Here is a 19,294-nt window from a genome sequence, read left to right as displayed (position 1 = left end):
GATGAGTAACCAACAAGCTTGCCATGGTTGTGGCTTCACTCACCAGTGCGTTTGTCATCTAATACCGACGGTTGAAAGCCAAACCGAACTTGTACTACTGACTCATGAGAATGAACTGTCGCGAGACACCAACACCGGAAAGTTGCTTCAGCAATCCCTTGAGCAGTGTCAGTTCATTGTGTGGCAAAGGAAAGCACCACCAGCCGAGCTAATGGCGCTGCTTGAAGATGAAACACGACAACCGTTTCTTTTGTTCCCGAGTGATCAAAGCATCGAGTGTCAGCAAGCAGTAATGACCCAAGCCATGAGTCGAAAACCGCTATTCATCATCTTGGATGGCACATGGCAAGAAGCGAAGAAGATGCTTAACAAGAGCTCGTGGTTACAAGCTGTCCCACAAGTTCACCTCGACATCACCAGCGAATCCTCTTACACCTTGCGCCGCAATCAAGACAGTGGCCATCTGTGTACTTGCGAAGTGGGTATTGAGTTACTCAAATCTTTAGGTGAAAGCGAATCTGCCAAACTGATTAATGACTACTACCAACAGTATCTTAAAGTATTCCATGCCGACAAATGTGGCCACGCCCTCAAATAGATCAAGCAGGTGCGCGAGAGGGCAATAAACACATTTCAGGACGGGACCGATACTAAAAACAAAAGGGTGAGCCATAAGCTCACCCTTTTTACATTGTACTTTCGTTATTGAACCAACCAGTGTTTCACGTGAAACGCTCGCTCCATCAAAACAAACGCTGAGGTTGACCAAAGTAATACCCTTGCAGGTAATCGACGCCCATGTCTTCTGCGATTCGACACACCTGTTCATTATGTACGAACTCCGCCACCGTCTTAGCATTCAGAATCTGACATAAGCTCACCAGCTGTTGGGCTATTTTGCGTTGCTTTTTATCCTTATCGATATTGCGAATTAAACTGCCATCAAGCTTTATCACTTGTGGTTCCAGTTTCAAGATCTCATCAATGTTCGAATAGCCTGAACCAAAGTCATCGACAATAATATTCACACCAAGATCTCGGAAGTGATTACACACCTCGATCAAGCGACCGTAATCCTGAATTTGTTCCGTTTCTAACACCTCTAAGCCAATACGTTGTGGGTGACTGATTTTTTTGATGGCTTGCTCAAGGTGAAGAATGGTTTTCTCATTGCTAAAATCTTGTGGCGCCAAGTTAATTGAGAACGAATCGGTTCGCTGACTCATAAAATCGAAGGTGCGCGTTATCATCTGGCGACTTAAACGCGTATAGAGATGAGTTCCCTCAATGATTGGCAAGAACTTACCCGGCGCAATCAACTGACCATCCTCTTCAATTCGAACTAAGCACTCATAGCTTTCTACCTGATGGCTATGCGCCAATACAATAGGTTGAGAGCACGCAACAATATTTTGATTGAGCACTGCGCGGCTCACACACGACAGCCAGCCGAGTTGCTCTTGGCGATGCTTCTCCAATTGAATTAACGTCTTGGCACTCACCAGATGTTTATTCTGGCTCACCGCACTGCGTCGAGCTTCAATCGCTTTCAGTAACAAGTCATCAATCGAGGTCGCAGGAAAATCTCGACGACTCGCGACACCCGCACAGATTGAAACCGAAAGATAATCGATATCGGGTAGCCCCATCGGCTCAAAATTGACATGCTCGGTTTGGTCTGAAAATTCAGAGAAACGCTGATGAATGTGTTCTTGGCTGGCCCAACTATTAAACACCACCGCCCACTCACCAATACCAATACCAATACTGTAGAGCTGGCAACCCTCATCAAAAAACTGCCACAGCGCTTTCTGAAAGTAATCACTCAGATCATGCAGAAGTTTGTCACCTACTCGATAACCATACTTCTCATTGATTTGACCAAATGTGGTGACCTTCAAAGCCAACAAATGACTGTCAGAGCTCATTTGTGACAGCTTCTCACGCAGTACACTTCTATTGGGTAGCCCAGTGCGACGATCAATTCGGTAGCTCGCCGTTAATGCGGTGGCTTGTTGCTGAATCTTACTCGCCATGCTGTTGTTCATGTCATCAACATCAAGCAGTGCATTTCGAATCAATGAAAACAAAGGTGATATATTGGTCGCGGGTTGTGTCTCTAATGGCTGTACAGCCTTGCCTTCACCTTCTCTAAGCGCGAGATACGTGAGGCTATGATGCAGGATTCGTTGTTGGCCACGCTCTTGATAGAGCTCTCCCATGCAGTACACACCATAGGTGTCTGCGAGCTTCTGGAAGACTTCTACTTCTTGGTTACCATCAATAAAATCGATACGAGAGGTGCAGTTGTAGATAAAAAACTGCTCCGGTTTATGAGAGGCAATCTGTTGAACACCGAGTCGGATCTGCTCCAAGGTCAGTGAAGGATGGTCGTAACAAAACCTGACCTCATCACCAATCTGAAAATGACCACTAAATTCTATCTCTCCACATTCTCTCACCTTGAGTGGCAAGTGAATGTTTTGCTCTTTCGGGTCACCGACCATCAAGGGGAAATTATGCAGTTGCTCGAAAGGTACTTCGAGGCCATCAGCAAGGTAGCGATTATAAAGATCGCGAACAGGCATACCATCCAATTCAGCTAACCGGTTATCTTGAGCACCAGTAACACGGAAGGTGCGGCCAATAGGATTCCACTCGGTGTAATAACCCTTGGTGGTTGCGAGCTCAACGCTGTGCAGCGCCAACATCACATAGGCATTCTCATAGCAAATGCCATCTAGCATTACCCATCGCCCATTATCTGTGATGGTCGATGCACCTCCGCAGATCGGTAATGAATATCTCGATTGTTCAAACGCTGAAAATAAGTCGCGGTTGTTTATCTGCAAGCGATCCGCGAAACAGATGATACTTTGAGTATTGGTATTGCACTCAAGCTGCTGCCACATCGATTGACTATCGAATAGTGGTTGCTTGCTGTATTCGACAACGCCACAAGTATAAGAGGTCGCATCGAAGCGAGTGACAATAAGATAGAGACCTTGATGCAGGATGACACCTTGGCTGATGTAGTGGTTTGCACTACAGCCAATCAGCCTAGCATTAGGGAAAGTCGCTTGAATCACTTGGCAGGCAGCCAAAACCGAACCTTTCTCGAAAGAAGAAAACACCTGAATCAGTAGGTCTTCATGTTGATGAAAATCTATCTTTTGCAATTCACGCTGGGTTTGCTCTATATCTTGTATCAGGAGAGAGGTCGATTGCATATTCACATTAATCGTTACGTTAATGATTGGTTATTGTGCTTATTATAGATAAGGCTTGCACGGAATACTTACGATCGTCTTATAAATAATGTGACGTTAGTTAGACATCATTGATTCCACCCAAAACAGTCACCAATAGCGGCGGAACACTTTTTAAAGCAAGTCACAATAGGATACGGAAAGCTTTAACAACTAAAACAGTCGCTTAGGTTCACCAAAGTAATAACCTTGCAGATAATCGACACCCATTTGCTCTGCTATCTCACAAACCTGTTGGTTATGGACAAATTCAGCGACGGTTTGCGCATTAAACACCTGACATAAGCGAACCAACTGAGAGGCAATATTTCTTTGCTTTTGGTCTTTGTCGATGTTGCGAATCAGACTACCGTCGAGCTTGATAATCTGCGGCTCAAGCTTAATGATCTCATCAATATTGGAATAGCCAGACCCAAAATCATCAACAATGATTCTCGCCCCGAGAGCACGGAAGTGATCACACACCTCAATCATGCGACCGTAATCTTTAATCTGCTCAGACTCGAGAACCTCTAGGCCAAGTCGAGTGGGATCGTTCATAGCACAGATGGCGGTCTCGAGTACCTCAAGCGTCTTGTCGCTCAACAAATCTTGTGGGGATAGGTTGATAGAAAATGGGCTTTGCTTATCCGCCATATAACCTATGGTGTTCTTAATCATGTGTCGGCTGAGGCGAGTGTAAAGGTGAGTGTCGGCAATGATAGGTAAGAACTTACCTGGTGGCACAATGGTACCGTCTGACTCCATGATTCTGACCAAGCACTCTTGGCCAATCATTTCGTGAGTACCGGACGCCACAATTGGCTGGGAATAAGTGATGATGTTCTGATCTAAAATCGCACGACTTACACAGCTCAGCCAGCCGAGCTGCTCTTTGCGATCTTCTTCACTCACCTGAATGTCTTTAGCATTGGTGATGTGAGTGTTATTCCTGACCCCATAACGTCGAGCTTCGATCGCTTTCAATAAGATCTCATCACCACTATCGGTTAGGAAATCGCAACGACTAGCGAAGCCGCCACACAGAGAAACTGACAGATAATCAATATCAGCCAAGCCATACGGCTCAAAATTGATGTGCTCAATATCATCAGCAAATTCAACGAAACGTTGCTCTATTTTATCGCAGCCAACATTGGCGTTAAAAATGATCGCCCATTCGCCGACACCAATGCTGAACAGCTCTACTTTCACCTGAGCTTCCTTAGCCACACTAAGGTGTAATCGCTCGACAAAATGATTAGACAGATCAAGTAACAGCTGGTCACCCACTTGGTAACCATATTTCTCGTTAACTTGATGGAAATTAGTCAGCTTTAACGTCAGTAAGTGCTCACTGAAGAGAATCGTATTGAGGCGCTCTTTTAATACGATACGGTTGGGTAGCCCGGTGCGAGAATCAATGCGGTAACTTTCGGTTAAACGGCGCGCCTGTTGATGAAGTTTTTTCTCCATCTGCGTGTTCATACTGTCGAGATCAGCCACCGCATTTCTGACGAGATTAAGCAGTGGCGATACCGTTGAGTCACGCTGGAAATCTTCACAACGAAACTCATTAATCTCGTCCGACTCTCTCATCGCAATATAGGTGAGGCTGTGATGCAGTATCTCTTGGCGATCGTCGTTGCGGTATAGCTCACCCATGCAGTATGCGCCGCACGCATTTACTATCCCCTCAAATGGCTTGAGTTCAAGTTTACTGTCGATGAATTCAAGTCGAGAGACGCAGTTATAGATGATCACCGATTCCGGCTGATGCATGGCAAGCATCTCAGCGCCGTGACGCACTTTTTCTGCGGTCAAAGAAGGATGGTTATAACAAAACTGTGCCTCTTCGCCGACATGCCAAGGACTATCAAACTCGATACTGCCATCATCATTAATGCGCAGCGGTGTCGATATGCCCTTCTTTCTGCCAAGCTCTCGATAAAGCGGAAAGCTCATCAACTGACTGAAAGGGAGATCTTTACCATCAGCAAGGTAATGTTTGAATACGTCGATAGCCGGCTTGTCATTCAACGCATATAAACGGTTACCCACTGCGTGAGTCACTCGCAGCTTCATCCCTATCGGGTTCCACTCAGAATAGGCATCTGACCAAACCTTCAATCTGGGGTTAGTCAGAGCCACCGCCACGCAAGCGTGTTGGTAGGTCTGTTCGTTATGCATAACCCAACGCCCGTATTCATTCTCATGACACAAGCCACCAGCAACAGGCAATGTATAGGGTAGGTTTTCAAAGGCGCTATAGATAGGGTAATCACGACCTTCAACCTGATCACATAGGCTGATGACCGTTTTGGCATCTTTCGAGAGATCTAGTTGAGAAGCGAGCTCTTGGCTGTCTTGGTTTGGGTTACCTGTAAAAGGCTGAACCGCGGAGGTTAAACGGGTTTCATTAAACTCACTGATAATGATTAAGGTACAACTACTCTCAAGACAATTGTCACAGATAACATGACGAGCACTCTGGCCAATTAAGGTGGCATTGCTTAGGCGATTGAGAGCAACACTCGCGATTCGACGAGCCACATCAGAAGATTGGGCAGAGAAAAGTTGAATAAGATATTGTTTGCTGTCACACCACTCTCGCTGATCAAATTGAGATTTAAATAGCTCCTCAGTATTTGCGAGAAATGTAAATGTTTGCATGCCAACCCTTGATCGAAATAGAGTGAAGTGAAGAACCCGCAACCACTGCTATGACTGAAATGAATCGATAAAAAGTAGTCGCCAATTATCCTAGCCTAAACAGGCATTTAATTGCGACTAATGTAACAATTCAATATCATAAATGCGACACAATAAGCTTACAGAAGCCTTTAAATTAGTCGCATAAGATCGCTAAGTTGCTCTATTTCAACATCAGGCAGCACACTCGCCTTCGAAGAGAGGTATAAATTGGAACCAATGTCATTAAACCAGCATGCTTGGAAGCCATTTTGCTTAGCTCCGTAAACATCCGTTCTAAGATGATCGCCGACATGAAGAATGTTGATGGCATCAACATCTAAGTATTGCTGCGCTTTATCAAACATATCTGGGTAGGGTTTTGCTCTACCGTTTGGGCCAGCTTTAAGAATTCGTTGAAAATACTGCCCTAAACCAATTTTATGTGGATCGACATTGCCATTGGTAATCGCAACCAAAGGAATGCGTTGGCTAAGTTCTGCCATCACTCGATGCGTTTCTTGAGGAACATCGACTTGATTGCGCAACCACAAAGCATGTTCTATCCCCTCACGAGCTGCCTGTTCAGCTTGCTGCTGAGAGTAGCCCAACTGCAGTAAGCCACTCTTAATCTGTGTTTCACGCCAAACGGTAACATCATGCTTTAAAGCTGGGTTTTCAGAGGCGACTTGCTGCTTAATGTCCTGCCACTTTTCAAGCGATAAAGAAGCCGACACTGGGTGCTTTTGGTAAAGCCACTGCGCCATCTCTTTTTCTACCTTCATGATTACAGGCCAGTTGTCATACAGGGTGTCATCCAAGTCAAAGGTCATGGCTTTGATGGGCTTCAACCCTCGATAAATTCGCATAGTAAAACCTTTAATCTAATCTTTATTCTTCTTACGTGCTCGAGGGTGAGCCTCATCGTACGCTTGAGCTAAGTGTTGGAAGTCCAAGTGAGTATAAATTTGGGTTGTCGAGATGTTTTCATGCCCCAACAACTCTTGGACAGCACGAAGATTCTGGCTCGATTCAAGCACGTGAGTTGCAAAGGAGTGACGCAGTTTATGCGGGCTAATATGACTCGCGACGGATTGCTTCTTACCCCACTCTTCCATGCGCTTTTGCACACTGCGATGAGAGATCCGGGTCCCTAACTTGGACACAAACAGGGCCTTTTCTCCCGGAGAAGCAAGATCACCGCGCACTTTGAGCCATTTATCGACCCACTCTTTAGCCAGTCCTGAAAACGGCGCTTTGCGTTCTTTGTCGCCCTTACCAATCACTCGGATTTCGCCTTGCCGGCCCAGCACATCTTTAAGATTGATGCCAACCAGTTCAGCGAGACGTAAACCTGCACCATACATCACCTCCATCATCGCTCGATCACGAATCGATAATGGGTCGTCTTCATTCACGTCAAGCAACTGTCCGACTTCATCGACATCGAGATTTTTAGGTAAAGGACGTTGTTTGCGAGGTGCAGAAACCCCTTTGGCTGGGTTTGCAGTCATTTCGCCACGTAACACAAGGAAATCAAAGAAGCTGCGTAATGAAGATAAGCGCGTCGCAATACTGCTCGCTTTCATTCCTTCACGCATGCCTTTACTGGCAAGTTGTCTTACCCACGCTGCGTCTACTTGGCCCCAATCTTTCAGTCCAAGTGTGACCAAATGAGCGGCCATAGTTTCAAGTTGTTGTTTGTAATTACGTTGGGTGTGTAGGCTGAGTCCCTTCTCGCTTCTGAGATATTCATAGAAGCGAGAAAGTGGCTTTTGAAGGCTGTTAGGAAGAGGTATTTTGGGCTCTAGGCTCATTATTTATCTGCCAAGGTAAGGTGTCCGCCAAATGAGACACAACAAGTGCTAAATGGCGTAAAAATAGCGTATCCATATGAGGTTGGAAATGTCCGCCATCTTCACTAGAAAAGGCAAGCAAACCCAATGGAGACTGCTTAGCAAGTGGTAGTACTACATAAGAGCCTAGCTCTGGAACTTGGAAATCACCAAACAAATCGTGTCTGTCGGCTTTTCTCAAGCGCCCTAGATAAGCATCTTTACCATTGAAATGGTTGAGCGAAAACTTCGAATAGCGCTCTTCACTCAGCTTATAAAAGCCAGGTTGTGAGAGAATTCGTACATGAGCCTTCAACCCTAAATCTAACGCTTTTTGTTCAACAGCCTTGATAACCTGCATAAAGTCACTGCATTTCAGCACGTGAGCTTGCAGATCCATAAATTCATAGAAGGTTTTATCGTTATTCGCTGCCAACGACATCAAGCCAGTGATTTCTTCCTCTAGCTCTTCGATTCGGTGGCGTTGGCGTTTAAGCTGAACCTCCACCAGAGAAACAGCGCCCTGCTCAACATTATTGATAGCAAGGCGATCAACCAAACCTTTCCTGTCTTGGAAAAAATCTGGGTTATCACGTAAATATTCCGCGACCACTTCTGCGGTGAGTGCGTCGGCTTGAACGTAAGACAAAACCTATCCTTTATTTTTATGAATCTATTGGTTATGAATGTTTATTAGCAAGAAAGTTGACCATCAAACACATGGGTTGCAGGACCAGTCATAAACAGAGGTTTACCCGGACCTTGCCAACTAATCTGCAAATCACCACCAGGTAGACGAACTTTCACGTTCTCAGCCAGCAAACCTTGATTGATACCAACCGCAACCGCGCCACATGCACCGCTGCCACACGCCTGAGTTTCACCCGCACCGCGTTCATAAACACGCAAGCGAACCTCTTCACGGTTAATCACTTGCATAAAGCCAGCATTAACACGCTCAGGGAAGCGTTCATGTGATTCAAGAAGCGGACCTAAGGTCTCCACATCTGCAGTGTCGACATCATCAACAACGGTAACCACATGCGGGTTACCCATGCTTACGGCACCACAGAACAAGGTATGTACATCCGTTCTTAGGATATACGTCTTCTCAGGCTGCTTTGCCTTGAATGGGATTTTGCCAGGTTCAAACTCAGGAATGCCCATGTTGACAGTGATCTGGTCATTGTCTTCAATCTTGAGAACCATTTTACCTTTCTTGGTGCTCACGTTGATGCTGTACTTATTCGTTAAGCCTTTCATGCGAACGAATCGAGCAAAACAACGCGCACCATTACCACACTGCTCCACCTCACTGCCATCCGCATTGAATATGCGGTAATGGAAGTCGGTTTCTGGATCATAGGGAGCCTCAACCACAAGTAGCTGATCAAAGCCCACACCAGTGTGACGATCCGCCAAACGACGGATCAAATCTGGAGAAAAGAAAATATTTTGAGTAATGCAGTCCACGACCATGAAATCATTGCCCAAACCATGCATTTTAGAAAAGTGGAAGTGCATAACGCTTAAAATTACTCCGGAAGAATGTTTTCAAGTTCCCACAGACTCGTAAGCTCTTCACGCTGACGAACCAAATGAGTTTTATCGCCATCAACCATCACTTCAGCCGCACGCGAACGAGTGTTGTAGTTAGATGACATAGCGAAGCCATAAGCACCAGCAGAACGAACGGCCAGTAGATCGCCTTCTTCAAGAACAAGGTCACGGTCTTTACCTAGGAAGTCACCCGTCTCACAGATAGGGCCAACCAAATCGTAAGTCACCGCTTCACCCTGACGCGGGCTCACTGGCACAATATCCTGCCAAGCTTGGTAAAGTGCTGGGCGCATTAGATCGTTCATTGCCGCATCGATGATGGCAAAGTTTTTATGCTCTGTTGGCTTCAGGAACTCAACTTTCGTTAATAATACACCAGCGTTCGCAGCAATCGCTCTTCCAGGCTCGAAAATCAACTCTAGATCAGAATGATTGTCTAAACGAGCCAACAAAGCCTTCGCGTAATCTGAAGGTTGTGGTGGTAATTCATCTCGGTAAACCACGCCCAAACCGCCACCAACATCAAGATGCTTGATGTTGATATCATTGGCACGTAGTTGGTCGATCAGTGCAAGCAGACGATCAGTGGCATCGATAAAAGGTTCGATATCCGTTAATTGGGAACCGATGTGGCAATCAATACCGTGGATAGACAAGTTATCGAGTGTTTTTGCAAACGCATAAACTGCAGGAGCACGGTCGAAGGCAATGCCGAACTTGTTATCACGCAGACCCGTAGAAATGTAAGGGTGAGTGTTCGCATCAACATCTGGGTTGATACGCAGTGAAATCGGCGCTTTAACACCAAGCTCACCAGCCACTTTATTCAGTCGCTCCAGTTCTGGCTCAGACTCTACGTTGAAACATTTTATGTTCAACTCAAGCGCACGCTTCATTTCAGCGGCTGTTTTGCCGACACCAGAAAACACAACTTTAGCCGGATCGCCACCTGCAGCAACCACACGCTCTAGCTCACCGCCAGAAACGATGTCGAAACCTGAGCCCATGCGAGCCAAAGTATTCAACACGCCAAGGTTCGAGTTAGCTTTAACGGCATAACACACCAAGTGTGGATGCTCGCCAACCGACGAATCAAACGCATTCCAGTGGCGTTCTAATGTTGCACGAGAATATACATACAGCGGTGTACCATATTGCTCTGCTAGTTGTGAAAGTGCGACGTCCTCAGCCCAAAGCTGGCCATCTTCCTGATAGTTGAAGTAATCCAAAGTTCTTATCCCTTATAAATAACGATTTCTGCGTGTTTCACTTATTGTGATTGTTCAGTCTGCTGAACTTCATCAGGATCGTACAACGGACCCGTTTGACCACAACCAGAAAGTCCAATAACGGACACCATAAACAGAGCGGTAATTAATTTTTTCATTTTGCATATCGTGATTATTGACTCAATGCCCCCTATAATCGCACCACACTCAAGAAAAGCAATAGGATAGAAAGGATGAACGATACGGAATTTCATCAACTGGTCGATATACAGATGCAAAACATCGAAGAAGCTATCGATGAATCAGAGGCAGATGTTGATTACGAAGTGACTGGTAACGTGATGACGCTGGAGTTTGAAAATCGCAGCCAAATTATCATCAACCGCCAAGAACCAATGCGTGAGATCTGGTTAGCATCTAAATCTGGTGGCTTTCACTTCAAGCTAGTTGATGACAAATGGACATGCTCAAAGACGGGTATGGAATTGTTTGAGATGGTCAAAGAAGAATGCGAAAAGCACGCAGATGAAGAGATCAATTGGGTCTAATTATTGGTAAAAAAACAAAAAGGAGTGAATCAATCACTCCTTTCTTAATATCAATTATCGAGAATAAGCCTAGATGTTGACTATCTTTGAGCTCCGAGAAGCTAAAGTCGCATCATTACGGTAAGGCACCACGTAAGAGTGACCTTCTTCAGGATGAACAATTTGGTAGTACTGAGGTAGATTGAAATTAATCAACTTAGATGACACCTTCGACTCATCTTTTACTGAAGTGTAGAAAGAATTCACGCTCGCGATCATCTCATCTTTTTCACCGCTGTATTGGTGATACACCTCAACTTGATTCGACTCGTCCAATACATAAATATTGAAACCTTTGTCGGTATCCTCAAAGAAAAATTGAATTAAACCTTCACTCGCAAAACCATCAACCACTTCTGGTAGCTGATACTCTTGCTCTTTATCGAGCATCAGTAAAGGTGAGCCCTTCAGCTTATTCGTCGAGATACTACGATAGAAATCGACCGAGTTTTCCAGCATCTGCACCGAAACGCCACGACGTTCAAAGAACAGGCCAAACATCTTGTTTGCCAGACGAATAGCCTTGAAGCGGCGGCGCTTCTCCGGCTCAATCGGTTTCAATCGTAAGTCGATACACTCAGCAAGCAGTTGATACACCATATTACGCATCACACCACGCAGGTTTTTGCTGTAACAGAACACATCGACCGATTCTGGCGGTAACGCATCTTGGTGCATTTTACCAAGTACCGTCTTCAACGCGTCAAGCATTGCAGTATCACCTTGGAAATGAAGCGTACGTACTTCATGCCAAGAGTTACGATAAACCAGATCAACACTTCCGACTAAACTCTTACCTTCTTCACCAAAACTGAAGATATCGGCGTTCTTAAGATCAACCTTCAACGCACGACCACTTAATTCAGAAGTTGGGTCACTTTCAAAGTTGATGAACATCGCCAGTTGGCTTATTTCACACGGGCTCGCCAGAGCTTGCATACTCGGGCGGCGCTTACGTAAAGAGAAGGTATTACGCAGGTCGCTCACCATTTGGTAGAACTTATCGATATCAATCTGAGCGTCACGTACCACAGAGTGCAAACGCGTCGACTCGGTAATCAAGCCATTAAAAAACGACCAAGCAACCAACTTACTCAAGTACTCATGGTGTTCCAGAGAAGGCTGACCAAGAATACGATGCGCTACCAGTGGCTGCTTATACAAGTACCAACCGGCTTTATTCGACTGACCCTGACGAACTTCGATGAAGCTCAAGTCTGGTTCATGCAGATCAGGAGAGATTTGTGGGTTCAGTAGTGTCACTTTACCCGGCAACACCTCAAACGCAGCGTAAAGCTTACGAGCCAAGATACTGATATCTTGTGGGCTGATTGCCGAAGTGATGTCGTTACGACGCGCAAATTGAATCAGATTGCGGTAGCTCAGCATCAAGGCATCAAGTAATGCATGGTGTACCACTTTAACTTGCTCTACCTTCCAGTTACGGCGGTTATCGAGCTCAGCAATGGTTTCATGTCCCCAATTCCAAGACTTAGTCATCTCAGTTAAGGCTTCACGACGCCACGCAACAGAACCAATGCCCGCATCTCGTGACAACTTCTCGTGGGTCTTAAGGTAGAAACAGCGTCTCACCAAGTCCAATCGAGTGTGGTCGTTAATGCGTTCTAGATAGCGCGTTACCTTCTCGAGCATCAGATAGTAGCTATCCATGCCATACAGATCCGGTTCATCCGCGAAGAAGCGACGCTTGGTATCAATACTCAGCAGTTGGGTGTTTGGGTATTCCCATGAATAAGCTTCTAACAGGATCGCCTTCAAAACCGATTTATACGGTGAGTCGATACTCTTATAGAGCTGCCATAGGTTTGAACCAAAGTACTCTTCAGCAGGGATGCGGTTCAGCTTGCCGAAATCGATCCACTGCGAGCAATCAAGATAACCATCCTGACACAGGCCTTGGACATACTCGTCGTAACACTCTTCCATTTCTGGCGGAATTATTTGCCACAACAAACGCTGGCCAGCCAAACGAACGGCAGAGCGATAGAACTCATCAAGCAGTAATAAGTGCTGTGAAGAACCACAGTTATCACCGGTCATCTCTTCAGAATGGTTTGAGCGGAAACGCTGTTCATCCATCAAGAAGAAGTTAGCTTCAACCCCTAAGGTTTCAGCCCAGTCGGTAATCAACAAACATTTGTTGGTCAGGCTGTCGCGAGATGCGCCATCCATATCCGGAGAAACACACACCCAGATATCGAGATCACTTGAAGTGCTTTGGCCAATAGAAGAAGTACTGCCCATGGTGTACAAGCCCAGGATTGCCGGTTCAGCAGCCTCGGTGAGTTTTCCACCCAGCGTTAATTCGGTATCAGAGACAAATTGCTTTTGGAATTCATTAGGCGTGAAGCTACGAATTCCAAAAGGAACTTGTTGGTCATAATAACCAGGCATCATGGGATGATTGAAGTGAAGTAGTGCAGGAATAAGGTTGAAAACTCGCTGGCCTTGGACATTCATCAACGCCAACGCACGATCAATGCGCTGCTGATTAAGATTGTCTAATCGTTGAATCAAAGTCTGAGTGTAAGCCTGCAAGGTAAGTCCTTGGTTTGAGATTAAATGCACTTCTGTTTAGTTACTGAACGAAAGGAGCAACAAAACGTGATCAATTTAACACTTTTACCCTTAATGGTAAAGCAAAGGAACCTGTCATACTGGCCAATGCCTTGATGACAAAAAGTTAAACTCACGGCGCCGTAGTGTCCTCTTTATTACCTATTTCTAATAATAGCCCATGTTTCAAATGAGATACCAATCACACTATTTTGGTGAACTCATGAAAATCCCTCAGCTATCAAAGCATGGAATGATCAAACAGTAAGAATTTTCGCCTCACAATGGTAGGATTAGCCTATTACAGAACCTATATCGGAAACACCATGACAAATTCAGCACCAATCCGTATCGCGACCAGAAAAAGCCCTCTTGCCCTTTGGCAGGCATACTTTGTAAGGGATGCGCTGCAAGCTGCTCACCCTGGTTTAGAGGTTGAGTTGGTAACTATGGTGACCAAAGGTGACATCATCCTAGATACCCCGCTGGCTAAAGTGGGTGGTAAAGGGTTGTTCGTTAAAGAACTCGAAGTAGCCATGCTAGAAGGTCGTGCTGACCTAGCCGTTCACTCAATGAAAGATGTACCGGTCGACTTCCCTGAAGGTCTAGGTCTAGTAACTATCTGTGAACGTGAAGACCCTCGTGATGCTTTCGTTTCAAATACTTACAACAACATCGACGAGCTACCACAAGGTGCTGTCGTGGGTACATGTAGCCTGCGTCGTCAATGTCAGTTGCTAGAATACCGCCCAGATCTCATCATCAAAGAACTGCGCGGCAATGTTGGTACTCGTCTAGGTAAACTCGATGATGGTCAATACGATGCGATCGTACTCGCTGCTGCAGGTCTTAAACGTCTAGAGCTAGAAGAGCGTATTCGTAGCTTCATCGAACCAGAGCAGTCTCTCCCTGCTGTTGGCCAAGGCGCTGTTGGTATTGAGTGTCGCCTTGATGACGAGCGTCTGATTAAACTCCTTGAACCACTGAATCATAAAGACACGGCTGATCGTGTACTTTGCGAACGTGCAATGAACCTTACCCTAGAAGGTGGTTGTCAGGTTCCTATCGGCAGCTACTCATTATTAGATGGCGATAATATCTGGCTACGTGCATTAGTAGGCGAACCAGATGGTTCTAAAATGGTTCGTGGTGAGATCTCTGGCCTTCGCAAAGATGCAGAAGCGCTTGGCGTTACTCTGGCAAATCAATTGCTGGATGATGGCGCGAGAGAAATCTTAACCAAGCTCTACGCTGACCAAGAATAACCATGACAGTGTTGGTGACACGTCCCGGCTCAGAGGGACAATCGCTTTGCCAACAACTAGCGGATGAAGGGATTCAAGCAATCCATCATCCGCTTATTCGTATCGTTGATAATCCACACTCATCGGATTTAAGCACCCAGCTTAATAACAGCGATATCATTATTGCAGTCAGTCACCACGCTGTGACCGCTGCCCAAAGCATCCTTTCGAAAACTTCATCTATTTGGCCAACTTCGCCGCTTTATCTTGGCGTTGGTCAAAAAACTGCGCACGTTTTAAGCAAAGTTAGTAAACAAAAAGTAAACTATCCCCAAGTGAGTGATAGTGAACATCTTCTCAAACTTACTGAACTTAATGGCGTAGATAATAAATCCATTTTGATACTGCGTGGAAATGGTGGGCGTGAGCTCATTCGAGATTCTTTACTCAATCGAGGTGCACAAGTCTCTTATTGTGAGACCTACCGTAGAGAATATATTCCTATTAGCGACCACAATACCTATCAAACATGGATAAACAAAAAAACGTCCAAAGTTGTCATCACTAGTCAGGAACAATTGGAGTATCTCCGCTCAATTACCCCTGATGAGTATTTGGCTTGGCTTTCAACAAGACATCTATTTGTCCCAAGCCAGCGCATTGTAGAACGAGCACAACAACTCGGCTTCTCGAATGTGACCAATACTCACAGTGCTACGAACCAAATATTACTGGCTGCTCTCCGGCCCTAGCTAGAAACAGGAAATAAGCATGACAAGCAAAAAAAATAATGAGCATATTGAACCTGAAAAGAAACAAGATACTCAGCCAGTAGTTGTTGAAAACGAAAAAGCTGACTCTACAGAGACAAAACAACCTGAACAGAAGCTTGATGCCTCTGCTTCAAATACCGCTAAAAATGAGCAGCCTCAAGCTGAGCATAAAGAGCAAATAGAGAAAGCAGAAAAGCAAGGTAAGCGCGGTGTCAAACTAGGCGCTATTGCGATCGCTATTTCAATTATCTTCAGTGGCGGTATCGCATTTCAAATGCAGCAAAAGAGCGCTGAATACTCGGCTCAAATCGCTACTCTTCAAGCACAACTGCAAAATACCCAATCTGCGGTAAATAAAGACCTACAAACCATCAAGCAAGAGACTATCCAAGAAGCCTCACACGCGGTGGAGAAAACTCAGGTCGTGCAGTCTCAACAGCAAAAGAGCATTCAAAGCCTGCAGTTAGCAGTGGCTGACGTGAAAGGTCGCCGACCGAATGACTGGTTACTTGCCGAAGCCGATTACCTTGTGAAACTAGCAGGACGTAAACTGTTCCTAGAGCATGATGCCGTTAGTGCAACCAAATTAATGGAAAGTGCCGATCAACGCATCGCAGCACTGAATGACCCGAGCTTAGTGTCACTGCGTCAATCAATGACCAATGACATTACCAAGCTTCGTACTATTCCTCTGATCGACCGTGATGGCTTAGTTCTGCGTATCACAAGCCTGCAACAGCAAGTCGATACACTGCCGCTTGCCAATGCGATTCTTCCAGAAGCTGCGGCTATTGAGAAAAAAGCGGTATCGCAAGATATCAATGATTGGCAGAACAACCTGATGACGTCGATGAAAGACTTCTCAGAAAACTTCATCACCTTCCGCAGTCGTGATGGCGAAGTTATCCCTCTACTCTCTCCTGAACAGCACTTCTACCTGCGTGAAAACATCAAAGGTAAATTAGAAACCGCGATTCGCGCCGTCTACAAAGAACAAGGTGAACTGTATAGCGCAGCTCTTAATACCGCGAGCGAATGGTCGAAAGCGTATCTAAACCAAGATAACAACTCAGTGATTGAATTTGAGAAGGCGATTAAACAGTTAAGTGAGCAGAATATCTCTGTGAAATACCCTGTAAAACTTGAGTCTCAAAATGAGTTGTCAGATGTTATACGTGAGCGCCTACGTCGTGAAGTGACCGTTATGACCACGGAGGAGAAATAATGATTCGCTGGATTTTTCTTTTTCTCGTTCTAGGTGCCGGATTAGTTGTCGGTACCCAGTTCTCAGGTCAGCAAGGTTATGTCCTGATCTCGATAGCAAATAAGACCATTGAGATGAGCGTGACAACACTGGTTATTTTTGTCATTGCTCTTCTAGCTGCTCTATTCGGCTTAGAGTACCTATTTAAAAAGCTTATGTACGCAAGCTCGACAACTTGGAATTGGTTCAGTGTTCGTAAGCTGAAGCGCTCTCGTCGTTATACCAATGAAGGCATTATCAAGCTACTTGAAGGTGACTGGAAAGGCGCGGAGAAGAAAGTAACTCGTTGGGCTAACCATCACGACATGCCTCTACTTTGTTATTTAGTCGCTTCTCAAGCGGCACACGAACAAGGTAATACAAGTGAGCGAGATAAGTATATCGAGCTTGCTAGCCAACAGGACGACTCTCTACTGGCGGTTGAGCTAACTAAAGCTAAACAGCAAATCAGCGAGTCAAACTACGAAGCTGCATTCGATACACTTTCAACCCTAAAAGGCACATACCCTAATAACACTGCTGTACTTGGCTTGTTAAAAGCTACTTACTTGCAACTGAAGTTATGGCAGCCATTACTAGAGTTAACGCCTAAATTAGTTAAGAACAAGCTTCTAACAGCTGATGAGCAACGTGAATTAGAACAGAAAGCACAATGTGGATTACTTCATGATGTAGCTCAACAACAAGGTAGCGAAGGTTTAATCAGCCATTGGAACAAGCTTTCAAGAAAGCAGAAACAAAGTTCGCACCTCGTATCTTGCTTTGTGAAGCAACTGATCGCTCGCAAAGCTGACTCAGAAGCGTTCACAGTGATCAAAGAGAACATTGCGAAGAGTGGTTCAAATGAGCTCTACATGTTGCTTCCAGAGTTGAATCTAGCCGATCACCACCCAGTAGTGGTCATGCTAGAACGTGCAATCAGTAAAGACAGTGGTAATGCCGAAGCACACAGCGCGCTGGCTCAGTTCTACTTAAGAGAGCAGAAGTGGGCGGAAGCACAAGGCCACTTCGAGAAAGCACTAGCACTTCGCTCAAACGTATCAGATTACGGATACCTATCTGATGCACTAGAAAAGCAAAACTTAACGAAAGCAGCTCACGAGGTTTCTCGTAAAGCGCTCGCTCTAGTTCAGCCCGCTTAATTCAAAGCGACTCAAACTAAGCCGATGTCTAGCATCGGCTTTTTTGTATCTACTGTTTACCTTAGATAACTTCCTCAGTACTAATAAGCAAACACTAGAGATGGTAGTAAAAGTCTTCCATCCAAATCCCTTCTCCACACCCAACTTATTGCTGACCGAAGCACCGTCCATTTTTAATAAGACCTACCTAGCTCGTAACAATCCATAAGTCACACATCTTGATCATGGATTTTCAAATGCTATTAATGCTTTATAAGTACTGATTTTAAGTCATGAGGTTAAATCTTCATGAAATCACCCGCAAGGTTTCCTACAAAACACTGAGAGATACTTTAGGTCTATCCATATCTAGTTTTAGCCAATTATAAAACAAGCTGTTTAGAATCCATTTGAGCTGACTGACAACCTTTATATAGATTTTTGAAGGAATAACGATCAGATAGCTTGGTTGGATTTGTACCGAAAGAAAAGACATTTCTTAATAGTTGTCATTTGATAGAGATTAGCTCTAGATTACAGTGGGCTTAGCAACTGGAATCATTGGATGAAAATTACATTTCAGTAATGTACCTCTAAGTATTGGATCTCGTAAATCTGGCCTACCTCCGTAACCAACCTATTGGTTTAAGATTGAAGAAGTGAATGTATAGCAGCGGAGTTTCAGACTCTAGACGAAATCAATTCTGAGACACAGCAAAACTCCGAAGTTTAAAGCACGGCTTAATCATCACTCAACAGAGTAATTAAGAAGCCACCGCTACTTAGAAAACCCCTGCTAACTTATTGATTAAAAATAATTTGTCATGTTAGAGCCCCGGCTATTGCTAACACAGCTTTCTAATCAATCGTCGATTCAACGATTACTAACCAAAACAACCTTTTACGGAAGTCAAAACCAAGAGTTAAAACTCATAACCCAGAAACGACGAAAGCCTAGTCGTCAGACTAGGCTTTCTAATAAGTAGTGGAATGGACGGGGTTGCGAACTTCAGGCAAACCCTTTGTGGGAGTCATTCGAGCGAAGGGCAAAACACTTTTCTTGAGATGTAAAAAAGCCCTGCTATTTCTAGCAGGGCTTTTCTAATAAGTGGCGGAGTGGACGGGACTCGAACCCGCGACCCCCGGCGTGACAGGCCGGTATTCT

15 protein-coding genes are annotated in these 19,294 nt (G+C 45.0%); 6 read left to right on the top strand and 9 right to left on the bottom strand.

Annotated elements, in window-relative coordinates:
- Position 1 precedes the first annotated feature (1 nt).
- The gene (locus H5300_RS15135) at positions 2-598 is read left to right on the top strand and encodes a tRNA-uridine aminocarboxypropyltransferase (protein WP_182796330.1); all 597 of its coding nucleotides are present in this window, start codon (positions 2-4) and stop codon (positions 596-598) included.
- A 145-nt stretch (positions 599-743) separates the two neighbouring features.
- On the opposite strand, the gene H5300_RS15130 is transcribed toward H5300_RS15135, so the two are convergent.
- The 8 genes from H5300_RS15130 to H5300_RS15095 all read right to left on the bottom strand — a co-directional run bounded on the left by H5300_RS15130 (position 744) and on the right by H5300_RS15095 (position 10,817).
- Complete coding sequence (locus tag H5300_RS15130; RefSeq protein ID WP_182796336.1) at positions 744-3,230, bottom strand: EAL domain-containing protein; 2,487 nt, start codon at positions 3,228-3,230, stop codon at positions 744-746.
- 192 nt (positions 3,231-3,422) lie between these two features.
- Positions 3,423-5,921: an EAL domain-containing protein gene (locus H5300_RS15125; protein ID WP_182796329.1), complete on the bottom strand. Its 2,499-nt coding sequence runs from the start codon at positions 5,919-5,921 to the stop codon at positions 3,423-3,425.
- A gap of 170 nt (positions 5,922-6,091) precedes the next feature.
- The gene (gene yigB / locus H5300_RS15120) at positions 6,092-6,808 is read right to left on the bottom strand and encodes a 5-amino-6-(5-phospho-D-ribitylamino)uracil phosphatase YigB (protein WP_108209579.1); all 717 of its coding nucleotides are present in this window, start codon (positions 6,806-6,808) and stop codon (positions 6,092-6,094) included.
- A 15-nt stretch (positions 6,809-6,823) separates the two neighbouring features.
- Complete coding sequence (gene xerC / locus H5300_RS15115) at positions 6,824-7,756, bottom strand: tyrosine recombinase XerC (RefSeq protein ID WP_017084851.1); 933 nt, start codon at positions 7,754-7,756, stop codon at positions 6,824-6,826.
- Positions 7,725-8,423, bottom strand: a complete 699-nt coding sequence (locus H5300_RS15110; protein ID WP_017090344.1) for a DUF484 family protein — start codon at positions 8,421-8,423, stop codon at positions 7,725-7,727. The genes xerC and H5300_RS15110 overlap by 32 nt, the downstream gene beginning before the upstream one ends.
- Positions 8,424-8,467: 44 nt before the next feature.
- A complete protein-coding gene (gene dapF / locus H5300_RS15105; protein ID WP_004736615.1) occupies positions 8,468-9,298 on the bottom strand; it encodes a diaminopimelate epimerase in 831 nt (276 codons plus the stop codon).
- A gap of 11 nt (positions 9,299-9,309) precedes the next feature.
- Positions 9,310-10,563 (bottom strand): diaminopimelate decarboxylase, encoded by a 1,254-nt coding sequence (gene lysA / locus H5300_RS15100; RefSeq protein ID WP_004736616.1) that lies wholly within the window; start codon positions 10,561-10,563, stop codon positions 9,310-9,312.
- Positions 10,564-10,604: 41 nt separating this feature from the next.
- Positions 10,605-10,817, bottom strand: a complete 213-nt coding sequence (locus tag H5300_RS15095) for an LPS translocon maturation chaperone LptM (protein WP_182796328.1) — start codon at positions 10,815-10,817, stop codon at positions 10,605-10,607.
- Here H5300_RS15095 and cyaY point away from each other — a divergent pair.
- Positions 10,797-11,111, top strand: coding sequence for an iron donor protein CyaY (gene cyaY / locus H5300_RS15090; protein ID WP_004736618.1), 315 nt, complete (start codon positions 10,797-10,799; stop codon positions 11,109-11,111). The two genes, H5300_RS15095 and cyaY, sit on opposite strands and share 21 nt — an antisense overlap.
- Before the next feature lie 69 nt (positions 11,112-11,180).
- On the opposite strand, the gene H5300_RS15085 is transcribed toward cyaY, so the two are convergent.
- Positions 11,181-13,709 carry a class I adenylate cyclase gene (locus tag H5300_RS15085; protein ID WP_017079844.1) on the bottom strand — a complete coding sequence of 843 codons (2,529 nt, stop codon included), beginning with the start codon at positions 13,707-13,709 and terminating at the stop codon, positions 11,181-11,183.
- 344 nt (positions 13,710-14,053) lie between these two features.
- Here H5300_RS15085 and hemC point away from each other — a divergent pair, with 344 nt between their 5' ends.
- The 4 genes from hemC to H5300_RS15065 are packed head-to-tail and all read left to right on the top strand — an operon-like array spanning position 14,054 to position 18,150.
- Positions 14,054-14,992 carry a hydroxymethylbilane synthase gene (gene hemC / locus H5300_RS15080; protein ID WP_009848205.1) on the top strand — a complete coding sequence of 313 codons (939 nt, stop codon included), beginning with the start codon at positions 14,054-14,056 and terminating at the stop codon, positions 14,990-14,992.
- Positions 14,993-14,994: 2 nt separating this feature from the next.
- Positions 14,995-15,723, top strand: a complete 729-nt coding sequence (locus H5300_RS15075; protein WP_182796327.1) for a uroporphyrinogen-III synthase — start codon at positions 14,995-14,997, stop codon at positions 15,721-15,723.
- Positions 15,724-15,742: 19 nt separating this feature from the next.
- Positions 15,743-16,969, top strand: a complete 1,227-nt coding sequence (locus H5300_RS15070) for a uroporphyrinogen-III C-methyltransferase (protein WP_182796326.1) — start codon at positions 15,743-15,745, stop codon at positions 16,967-16,969.
- The gene (locus H5300_RS15065) at positions 16,969-18,150 is read left to right on the top strand and encodes a heme biosynthesis protein HemY (protein WP_182796325.1); all 1,182 of its coding nucleotides are present in this window, start codon (positions 16,969-16,971) and stop codon (positions 18,148-18,150) included. Before H5300_RS15070 ends, H5300_RS15065 begins: the two co-directional genes overlap by 1 nt.
- Positions 18,151-19,294: the final 1,144 nt, after the last annotated feature.

This window comes from Vibrio sp. SG41-7 (genome assembly GCF_014164465.1).
Lineage (GTDB): Bacteria > Pseudomonadota > Gammaproteobacteria > Enterobacterales > Vibrionaceae > Vibrio > Vibrio splendidus.
Note: the sequence above shows the minus strand (reverse complement) of the source record. Positions and strands in the feature narration are given on the sequence as shown.

Coding starts and splice junctions, on each gene's coding strand:
- H5300_RS15095 (WP_182796328.1), bottom strand. CDS start 10,817: ATGAAATTCCGTATCGTTCATCCTTTCTATCCTATTGCTTTTCTTGAG.
- H5300_RS15130 (WP_182796336.1), bottom strand. CDS start 3,230: ATGCAATCGACCTCTCTCCTGATACAAGATATAGAGCAAACCCAGCGT.
- H5300_RS15135 (WP_182796330.1), top strand. CDS start 2: ATGAGTAACCAACAAGCTTGCCATGGTTGTGGCTTCACTCACCAGTGC.
- dapF (WP_004736615.1), bottom strand. CDS start 9,298: ATGCACTTCCACTTTTCTAAAATGCATGGTTTGGGCAATGATTTCATG.
- H5300_RS15125 (WP_182796329.1), bottom strand. CDS start 5,921: ATGCAAACATTTACATTTCTCGCAAATACTGAGGAGCTATTTAAATCT.
- H5300_RS15075 (WP_182796327.1), top strand. CDS start 14,995: ATGACAGTGTTGGTGACACGTCCCGGCTCAGAGGGACAATCGCTTTGC.
- hemC (WP_009848205.1), top strand. CDS start 14,054: ATGACAAATTCAGCACCAATCCGTATCGCGACCAGAAAAAGCCCTCTT.
- yigB (WP_108209579.1), bottom strand. CDS start 6,808: ATGCGAATTTATCGAGGGTTGAAGCCCATCAAAGCCATGACCTTTGAC.
- H5300_RS15065 (WP_182796325.1), top strand. CDS start 16,969: ATGATTCGCTGGATTTTTCTTTTTCTCGTTCTAGGTGCCGGATTAGTT.
- cyaY (WP_004736618.1), top strand. CDS start 10,797: ATGAACGATACGGAATTTCATCAACTGGTCGATATACAGATGCAAAAC.
- H5300_RS15070 (WP_182796326.1), top strand. CDS start 15,743: ATGACAAGCAAAAAAAATAATGAGCATATTGAACCTGAAAAGAAACAA.
- xerC (WP_017084851.1), bottom strand. CDS start 7,756: ATGAGCCTAGAGCCCAAAATACCTCTTCCTAACAGCCTTCAAAAGCCA.